Annotated in this window: 5 protein-coding genes and 2 pseudogenes; 6 read left to right on the top strand and 1 reads right to left on the bottom strand. The window is 67.9% G+C overall.

Annotated features, from left to right (window positions below; all coding sequences use genetic code 11):
• From AC07DW_RS30400 to AC07DW_RS30375, 6 genes and pseudogenes are all read left to right on the top strand, one after another.
• A partial coding sequence (locus tag AC07DW_RS30400; protein ID WP_478860893.1) for a hypothetical protein occupies window positions 1–343 on the top strand: 343 nt, incomplete at its 5' end.
• Between the two features lie 72 nt (window positions 344–415).
• On the top strand, window positions 416–682 hold the full coding sequence (locus tag AC07DW_RS30395) for an Lsr2 dimerization domain-containing protein (protein ID WP_478860892.1): 267 nt from the start codon (window positions 416–418) through the stop codon (window positions 680–682).
• 316 nt (window positions 683–998) lie between these two features.
• Window positions 999–1,127, top strand: coding sequence for a hypothetical protein (locus tag AC07DW_RS30390; RefSeq protein ID WP_478860891.1), 129 nt, complete (start codon window positions 999–1,001; stop codon window positions 1,125–1,127).
• A gap of 561 nt (window positions 1,128–1,688) precedes the next feature.
• Entirely contained in the window at window positions 1,689–6,728 is a 5,040-nt protein-coding gene (locus AC07DW_RS30385) for an RHS repeat domain-containing protein (RefSeq protein WP_478860890.1), read from the top strand.
• A 371-nt stretch (window positions 6,729–7,099) separates the two neighbouring features.
• A pseudogene (locus AC07DW_RS30380) lies at window positions 7,100–7,387 on the top strand (helix-turn-helix domain-containing protein); the annotation flags it as partial.
• Between the two features lie 18 nt (window positions 7,388–7,405).
• The gene (locus tag AC07DW_RS30375) at window positions 7,406–8,110 is read left to right on the top strand and encodes a helicase associated domain-containing protein (RefSeq protein WP_478860899.1); all 705 of its coding nucleotides are present in this window, start codon (window positions 7,406–7,408) and stop codon (window positions 8,108–8,110) included.
• Between the two features lie 829 nt (window positions 8,111–8,939).
• On the opposite strand, the pseudogene AC07DW_RS30370 reads toward AC07DW_RS30375, so the two are convergent.
• Window positions 8,940–9,601 (bottom strand): annotated as a pseudogene (locus AC07DW_RS30370) (IS701 family transposase); the annotation flags it as partial.

Raw genomic sequence — 9,601 nt, 5'->3', positions numbered from 1 at the left:
CTTGGCCTTGGCCTTGGCCTTGGCCTTGGCCTTGGCCTTGGCCTTGGCCTTGGCCTTGGCCTTGGCCTTGGCCTTGGCCTTGGCCTTGGCCTTGGCCTTGGCGGTTGCGGTCGCGGTCGCGGGAGTGTGGCGGGAACTGGCAGACCCGTCGGATTCAACCCGGGGTCCTTCGCGGCGTGAGGGTGGTTCGACTCCCTGTGCTCCTCATGGTCACTACCCCGTGCTCCTCATGGTCACTACCGTCTTGCACGGCAGGCTTGGCCAGCCGTGCCTGCGCGAGGGGCGGTTCGGCGTGGGTGAGGGTGTTGTCGTCTGGTCAGCGAGTCTCTCGGCTGGAAAGTGAGGCGGCGTGGGAAAGCTCGGTTGGTGCATCACCGGCCATCACAGGTCGTGCCCAGCGAAGACTTTGAGCGGCATGGAGTGCACCTGTGCTTGCCACGCACACACGCACTGTGCGACTTCGTCACTCGACAGTATTCCGAACCAGACAGGACTAAACAAAAACGCAGAGGAGCATGCAGCCTCAAGCGGCTTTGTCGCCTCACAGGCTATGGAGACTGTCTCCTTTGCGATCGATGGTAAATCTTACGAAATCGAATTGGCCCCAGACAAGGCGTCCGCGCTGAGGCGTGATCTCGCCCCATACATCGCCGTGGCCCGTCAAAGGTGCGACCCGAGATAGGTTTTCCTTAAGAAAGTTCCGTTGAACCCGAACCCGGTCCGCAGGCTGACCTGGGTGGACAGTGACGGGACAGGCATCCGGCATGACGACGGCCCCGGCTATGGGAGGGGAAGCCGGAGCTATCCGCGCATCCCTGGGAGCCAGGGATAAGGAGTCAGGGCGCACACACTTCAGCGGCTGCTGCTCGCCCACCTTCTCGTAGTTTTAGTCGCAGGCGCAGCGGGAGCGGCTGGGCGCGCTCGGCGTCACGGCCCGGGAACCGGCCCCCGCGGCGCCGAAGGGCGGCGGCGGCCGGGCAGCCGCATGGGAGCGGGGCGTGGCAGCGGCACGCGCGTACCTGGCCCGGGAAGGCACCCTGACAGGCGTCTCCAGGGCCCACACCGAACGCGTCGAACACGACGGGCAGGAACACGCGGTGAAACTCGGCGTATGGCTGTCCAACTAGCGCTCCCGCCGCGCGGGGCTCCCCGCCGGTCGCATCGCGGTACTGGAGGAACTGGGGGTGATCTGACCGGGACAGATCCAGGGACGCCCGGGCCGGGGACCCCGCCGTCCCCGTCAAGCACCTCTTCGCGCGCCAGAAGCACGGACGAACACGCGTTCAACCACCGCATCCCCTTGCGAAAGCGGCACACTCCCTCACCACGAATCGCCTGGCGGTGCCGGGAGACGGGCGACGGGTGACGGGTGACGGTCAGATCGGGTCAGCAGCAAGAAAGACGCCGACGACCGGCGGCGGCGTATGGCCGGTTTCCTTACAGCGCCCCAGCCCTTAGTGGTGGCCATTTGGTGGGTGCCTGCCCTGCGGAGGGGCGGGTTGACTTGCTGCGCCACATTTGTGTGCTCCGCCGTCTCTCACCGAGGTTGTTCCATGCCCCCCTCCCTGCCTGTCGAAGCTGGTTTGGTTGCGCGCGCTGGTGGCGTTCCGCGGTGGCGGTCGTTGCGCCGGGTGGCGTTGGCGACGGCTGTGGTGATGGGGGTGTCGGCGGTTCCGGTGGTGTCGGCGGTGGCTGCCGATACGCCGGGCGGGGTGCCGGCCCCGGTGTCGGGTTCGGTACCGCTGGGTGATGCGGCCGCAGGGCAGCTGGACGAGCGCACGGGCCTGTGGCGGATGACTCTGCCGCTGGTCACGCTGGGGGGGCGTGCGGGTCTGGACGCGTCGGTGTCGTTGTCGTATGACCAGCAGCTGGCGGCGGCGGGGGTGGACCGGCACGGCCTGGGTGCGGGGATGAGCCTGGGGCTGTCGTTCCTGGAGACCGAGGGCGGGGTGCGGGTCTTCCCCGCCTCCGGCGGCATGTTCGAAGCCGACGAGGCCTCCGCCACCGGCCTGAAGCGCTACCCGCTCAAAGACCTGGAGTTCGAGCGCAAGGCAGGCACGCTCCCGGCCCGCGACGGCGTCCCGGCACGCCCCTACACGTACGTGCTGTCGTATGACGACGGGCGGGTGGATTACTTCTCCGCTGAGGGGGATCTGCTGGGGCGCAAGGACCGGTCGGGCAACCGGGTGGACTGGGTGTGGGGGTCGGGGCACCGGCTGGTGCAGGTGGTGGACACCTACGGCCAGAAAGCCACCCTCACCCCCTCCGCGACCGGTGTCACGGTCACCTCACCGGCCCGCTCCGACGGGCGGGTGCCGACGATGCAGCTGAAGACCGAAGGCGGCCGGCTGGTGCAGGTGACCGACCCGGCCGGGCAGGTCACCACCCTCGCCTACCGTGCGAGCACCGAGACCGGCAACAAGCCGCTGCTGAGTGAGATCGTCACCCCCACCGGGGCCCGGACGGCGGTGGAGTACCAGACCGCGGCGGGGATGAGCGTGGTGAAGACGGTGCGGGTGACCGACCGGGGCGGGAAGGACCTGGTCGCGCCGAAGAGCTTCTCCCTGGTGCCGGTGGACGGGCAGCTGCACAACCACACCGGTTTCCCGAAGTACCAGCACACCACCTTCGGCCTGTTCGACGCAGCCGATACCGCAGCCCAGGGCTACCGGTACGCCACCGAGCTGTCCGACGGGGTGTCGGTGGTGCACTCCACCTACAACAAGCTGCACCTGCTGCAGGAGCGCGAAACCTTCCTGATCGCCGGGGACAAGCGGATCAGCCTGCACAAACAGGGCATGGACTACACGGGCGAGAAGGACGAGACGCCGCCCTCCCCGTCAGCGCTGCCGGCGAACTACGCCAAACCCACCCAGGCACGGGTCACGCACCTGGGACCCGGCGGCAGGCAGCGCACCACGACCGAGACCGCCCTGTTCGACGACCACGGCCGGCAGGTGGAGCGGAAGGATGCCACCGGGGCGGTCACCCGCACCGAATACGGGCCCTACGGGCAGCCGGTGAAATCGGTCACCACCGGCACCGACGGCACGATGGCGGAAACGCGGAACACCCTCACCGCTGACAGCAAGCATGTTGCCGCCACCACCGAAGCCGTCGCCAACAAGCCGGGCGAAACCCCCAAGGCACGCACCACCACCAGTTTCGAGACCGACGGGCACGGTGAGCTGGCCTCGAAGACCGTCACCTGGGCGGAGGGTGCACGCCCGGAAGGCGATGAGGGGCCGCAGAAGCTGACCGAGACCTACACCGTCAGCATCGACACCGCCGCCCATACCCGCACCGATGCGGTCACCACCCCTGCGGGGACGGTGAAGCAGGTCACCGATCTGGCCACCGGCGAAGTCGTCGAAACGGTGGACGCCGCGGGCCGGGCATCGAAGACGGTGTATGACGATGCGCGGCGGGTGATCAAGGAGACCGGGCCCGACGGGCTGACCGTCACCGCCGCGCACACCCCGACCTCAACCACGCTCACCTCTCCCGACGGGCACGTCACCGTGGAGACCAGGGATCTGCTCGGCCGGGCGGAGAAGAAGACCGACAACATCACCGGCGGGAGGATCACCGGTGATCCCGGGGTGCGGATGCTGCAGAAGGTGGAGTACTCCGCGGACGGGCTGACCGCGACCACCACGGATAGTGCCGGCCGCAAAACGGTCACGACGAATGATCTGCTGGGCCGGCCCGTCAAGGCGGTTGCCCCCAACGGCATGACACAGATCATGTCCTACGACGACGTCGCGAACACCAAGACCACCGCCATCCTGCCCGCCGGGGAGAGCGATCCGGCCAAGGCGGTGACCACCACCACCGAGAAGCTGGACGACGCTGACAGGACGGTCGCCTCCTCGACCCGTCACGCTGACGGCACTCCCGTCCCCGCGGCTTCTCAGTCCTTTGACGGGCTGGGCCGGCAGCAGGAAGCAACCTCTGGGGATGTCGCCACCCGCCTGGCCTACGGTGCCGGCGGCACGGTCGACACCGCCACCCTCACCCCGGCCGCCACGGAAACGTTCCCCGGGGGTGAGGTCACTGCTGAGCCACGTGCGGATCTGACCGGCGGGCCGGTGGTCAAGACCCTGGGCGCGGGTGAGGAGAAGCGGTCCGGGACGACGGTGAAGCGGGACGCGGCGGGTCGGGTGATCGAGGAGAAGGACCCGGCCGGCGGGATTATCGCCACCGTCTACAACGACCGGGGTGAGGCGGAGAAGGTGACCCGCCCCGACGGGTCGGTCACCACCAGCTCCTACGACCCGGCCACCGGCCGGATCACCGGAACCACCACCGTCTCCGCAGACGGCAAAACCACGGTGAAGACGGCCTGCACCTACGACAAGACCACCGGCCGGGTCACCGAGGTGTTCGACCCCGCCGACAAGGACACGACCCGGATCGGGTACACCTACGACGCGGACGGCCACGTCACGAAGGTGACCTACCCCGACGGCAAGACCCTGACCCAGGAATACGACGACCACGGCCAGCTGACCGCCTCCACCGACGCGGCTGGTGCGAAAACGGTCTACACCCACAACGACGACGGCACCCTGCGCTCGGCGAAGCAGACCGGCACCGACGGCAAGACCCTGGCCGAGGTCACCTACACCTACGACAAGCTCGGCCGGATCGAGAAGGTGGAACGCGGCAACGGCGTCACCACCTCCTACACCTTCACCGACGCCAGCCAGATCAAGAGTGAGAAGACCACCCGCGCCGACGGCACCCCGGTGAGTGAGGCCGCGTACGTCTATGACGCGCACGGCAACCTCACCTCCCGCACCGACACCCGCCCCGCCGTCAATGAGACCGGCGCGGTCGTCAAGGACGAGCACGGCGCGGTGAGCATGGCGACCATTACCACCGCCTACCGCTACGACGCCTACGACCGCCTCATCCACTCCAAAGTCAGCAACAGCGAGGGCCAGCCGGTCACCGAAACCGCCTACACGTTGAACGTCTCCGGCGACATCACCCGCACCGAAACCACCCGCCACGACCAGGACGGCAGGAAAACTCTCACCGAGTACGAGATCGATCCGGCCGGGCGCCTCCTCGCCATCACGGTGGACGGGACCAAGAAGACCCAGCAATGGGACAAGGCCGGCAACCTGACCAGGGACCACCGCGGGAACATCTGGACCTACAACACCCAAAACCAGCCCGTCACGGTCACCACCCCCGACGGCACCACCACCGCCTACACGTACTGGGCCGACGGTACCCGCAGGACCGCCACTACCGGCGCCGGCGACACCGCCACGACCACCGGCTTCTACTACGACCCCGCCACCGGCAGCATCGCCAACGACACCCACAACACCACAGACAGCGGCAACCCGTTCACCGCCTCTTACCTCCAGGCCGCCACACGCGAAGCACGCACCCTCACCACCGGTCAGGCGGATGCCCCAGCAGCCACAGCGCAAGCAGCCGGGGCGGCGAATGCGACCGGCGGCGGCTACCTCCACCACGACCGCCACGGCAACACCACCGCCCTCACCACCACCGGCGGGCAGGTGAACGCCGCCTGGCACTACACCGACCACGGCCAGCACACCACCCAGCACAACACCACCACCCAGCCCCCCGCCCCGGCAGGCCCCGGCACCAACCCCTTCACCTACGCCGGCGAACACACCGACCACCAAACCGGCACCCAGTACCTCAAAAACCGCCTCTACGACCCCGCCCAGAAACGCTTCACCACCCGCGACACCGCACCCCTGCACAACCGCTACGCCTACGCGGACGCCAACCCGGTCATGAAAACCGACCCCTCGGGCAACAGCGCCATACCCGACTGGGGCCAGTACCTCATCTTCGGCCTCACCATCGCCGCCGCCGCCATCACCACCGCTTTCACCGCTTGGGTCTCCGGGCCCCTGTCCGGCGCCTTCGGCATCGCCCTCATCGGTGCCGTCCTGGACGGCACCAGCGCCGTCCTCGACTCCGTCGCCCTCGCCACCGGACGCGACCAGCTCGACGACCCCCTCAACTACATGTCCATCGTCCTCGGCACCGCCGGCATCGCCACCGGCATCGGAGCCGGAATTGGCGGATTCATAGGCAAAGCCGCCAAACAAGCGGCACTCATGGAGCAGCGTGTAGCTGCTGCACGTAACATATTCGGCGATCTCATTACCGTTGAAGAGGGAGCGGAAAAAGTCGCAAATCGTCATCTCAGCGCACTCGGGTCACTTCCGGCGAAGCACCTGGAAGCATTGGCCGATGAAATGAGAACGATCAACGCGACCAGGAATGAGCAAGGGGAATACAGAGCGGGTATTTATATCAGCGGCGAGCGGAAGGATTCGGAGTGGTACTCCTACGGCTGCCGCATGGACCTGCACGATGACCCACCCACGGACTCCTCGTTCTACGGAACCCCTAGCGACGAAGTGTCCCTTTACTACATGGGTGAGTTCTTGTACGATCAAAACAAATTGCATTTTGAAACCAGCCAGGAATACCATAAAATCTACAAAGAAGCAGGGAAAAAGGTCTCAGATCACTTCAATACAACCCGCGGGAAGTCTAATGACAGCAAGCGAGCGGTGCACCAAGCCCTTAATTATAAATCCGAATTTTTCCCAGAACTCTACGCGTTCATCTATAGCCCCTCAAAGCGAGCGAAATTCCTGGGGTCAAAAACCGCCGGGCAGCTCGTTCGCAACCACAGCTACGTGACGGGGGACCTGGGCTGACGCCGTCCCGCCTTGCCGGTGAGCACGGCGACGGCCAGGCCGCGCGGCTGCAGGGTGACGTTACCGGTCAGCAGCCGGCCGGGTCCTGGGAGCGGCTGGCGCAGTGGAAGCCGGTCAGCGTGAGCGCCTTGTCCCCGTCGCCGAGCCGGTAGGTTGTCAGGGCAGGCTCGGGCGATGGCCTGCAGGCCGTCGATGCCGACGCCGACAACTTGCCCGCGGCCGCGCCTCCCCGGCCTGGCAGGAGCTTGACCGCAGGCCCTTCAAGGGCGGAGCGGGCCTCGGCCTGGTCGTCACCAGAGACCTTGGGTAGTGAGGCTTTCAGACTGTCGTCGGGTGGTGACGGTTCATTATCCCTGCGGTATGCCGGTGGGGTGAGATATCCGGAAGGTGGGGGCCTGACCGCTGAGCGGCGGGCGTTTCGTGAGGGGATCCGGCTCCGGCCAGGCGGGCAGCGGTTCGCAGCGGGTGAGAAGACCGCGGTGATCGCAAAGGACCTGCGGGTGAGCGTACAGTCGGTGGAACGCCGGCGCCGTACCTGGCGCGAGGGCGGCATGGAGGCCTTGAGGTCCGCCAGCCCGGCGAACTCCCCGACCGTCACCGATGCCCGGTTCGCCGTGCTCGAGGAAGAACTCGGCAAAGGCCCGGCAGTGCACGGCTTCGGCAGATCCTGCGTGAGCATGGGATCCATACCCCGCCCGGTTGTACATGGGCCGATACGGGACGTTGGCGGCGCCACGCGGTGCGATGGTCGCCGAGCCCGGCGGGCAGGCCGCACGGCGCTTCAGGGGCCGTCAGGGGCCACGGGACGGCCGATCGGGCAGTGGTTGTCCAACTGCCGCCGTCCGGGCGCGCTGAGCAAGGAGAAAGCGGCGCAGCTTGCTGCCATTGATCCGGACTGGTGCCCGGCCTGGCCGATTGACTGGGCAGCGGCACTACGCGGGGGTGCGGGCCCAGGTGGTCGACGGCGGGGCGGCGGTGGAGGAGATCACCCCCGGGGTGACCGGGCACGGCGGGGACGTCGGCCGGTGGCTCCTACGGCAGCGCGAGACGTGGGCGGAGCTGAGCGCGGCGCAGCGGGAGCGGCTAGGCGCGCTCGGCGTCACAGCGCCCAAGCCGCCGGCCCGCGGCGCCGCCGGCCCGCGGCGCCGCGGGCCGGGGGCGCACGCGCAGCGGCATGGGAACGCTGCGTGGCAGCCGCACGCGCCTACCTGGCCCGCGAGGGCACCCTGCAAGGCGTCAAGCGGTCCCACATCGAACACGTGGTGCACGACGGGCAGGAGCACGCGGTGAAACTCGGCGTATGGCTGTCCAACCAACGCTCCCGCCGCGCGACGCTCCCCGCCGGTCGCGTCGCGGTACTCGAAGACCTCGGAGTGATCTGACCTGACCGGACGCTGGGCAAACAGGCATCCGGCATGCCGATGGCCCCGGCCAATGGGAGGAGAAACCGGGGCCATCCACGCACCCCTGGGAGCCAGGGACAAGGAGTTGAGGCGCACACACTTCAACGACCCACCACCCGGCCAGGTAACGGGAACGGGGTGGACGTTGTGACGGGGGAGAAGGGGTGCCCGTCGTGTCGTGTCGTCAACAGACACCAGCCCACAGCACGCTTACCGTCAGCACCAGGGGTGAACCGTTCCGACTTCGCTGCCGCTCCATTGTGAGCCATCAGAGAGGGTGGGACACGTGCGCAAGAAGATTGATTCAGTCCTTCCTTGCCAAGCCGTGAGGCTGGTGACAGAGCACCGTCCGGTGTCTCCCGGGAGTCAGTGCGGCGCTGGGTGTGGGTGCTGGTGAAGTGGACCGCCTCAGACGCTTTCACTTCTCTGGTAAAGGATCAGCCAAGGCCACAAGCGATGGAGGTCATCGTGCGGGCAGCCGTGGCCTGCCTACTGATCAACCAGGGGTACACCATCACGAAACACCCCGACACCGGTGACCTGCTGATTTGCGACTGACCAGCAGACAGCCAGGCGGCCACCTGCAACCGCCGGGCCCGGTACTACAGCCGTGAGTCGCGGTTGCGGTCTCTGCGGTCGCGGGTGGCGTGATGGCTTTGGCGGGCGCGGGTCTGGTGGGTGCGGCGCCAGAGGGACTGGGCGATGATGAGGGCGGCGGAGAGTGGTGGCGGGGGCCAGGCGGGGCGGTTGAGGAGACGGCGGATCTCTTCGGCGCTGTAGCGGATCGGCTTGCCGGTGAGCCGGTCACCGCCCCCTTTTGAGGCATCTCGGGTTCCTCGTCCTCACCGGCCGGGGCTGGGGGCGGTAGTTGCCCGGCGGTGTCGGTGCGGGTGGCGGTGACGGTCAGGAAGGCGAGGGCCGCCATCGCGAGGGTGATGTGGCGGTGCCAGGCGTCCCAGCTGCGGACTTCGTAGTGGTCGAGGCCGCAGTCGGACTTCGCGGTCTCGAAACAGTCCTCGACCGGCCAGCGCAGCCCCATCACCCGGATGATCTCGGCGATCGGGGTGCCGGTGCGGGCGTGGACGGCGAAGTAGGCGATCTTGGACGGATCGGTGATGGAGCGGCGGACCAGCAGCAGGTGGACGAGGCCACGGCGGGGGCCGTCCTTTGCGCCGCCGGGCCAGGCGACCTCGGCCAGGGCCCAGTCGTATCGGCGCTCGCCCTTGGTCCCGGCGCCGCACGAGCGGCGCTCGAAGCGCAGCGGGACACGCTTGGCCAGGGCATCTGCCCGCAGCGGACCGGTGCCAGGGCTCACCACGGTCTCGTCCGCCGGCACCGCCATCACATACGGAATGCGCCGGCGCTCAAGTGCCGCACGGAGCTTGCGGTCCTGGCCGTAGAGGCTGTCGGCGGCCACCCAGCCAAAGGGCACCCCGGCCCGGCGGCAGCGTTCGGTCATGCGCCGGCCCA

Source organism: Streptomyces sp. NPDC045701 (assembly GCF_056432045.1).
The sequence above is the reverse complement of the archived record's forward strand: the minus strand, read 5'-3'. Positions and strand labels throughout refer to the sequence as shown.

What these genes read in the sequence shown, in the direction of transcription:
- AC07DW_RS30375 (WP_478860899.1), top strand. Translation starts at nt 7,406, where the DNA reads ATGGGATCCATACCCCGCCCGGTTGTACATGGGCCGATACGGGACGTT.
- AC07DW_RS30395 (WP_478860892.1), top strand. Translation starts at nt 416, where the DNA reads ATGGAGTGCACCTGTGCTTGCCACGCACACACGCACTGTGCGACTTCG.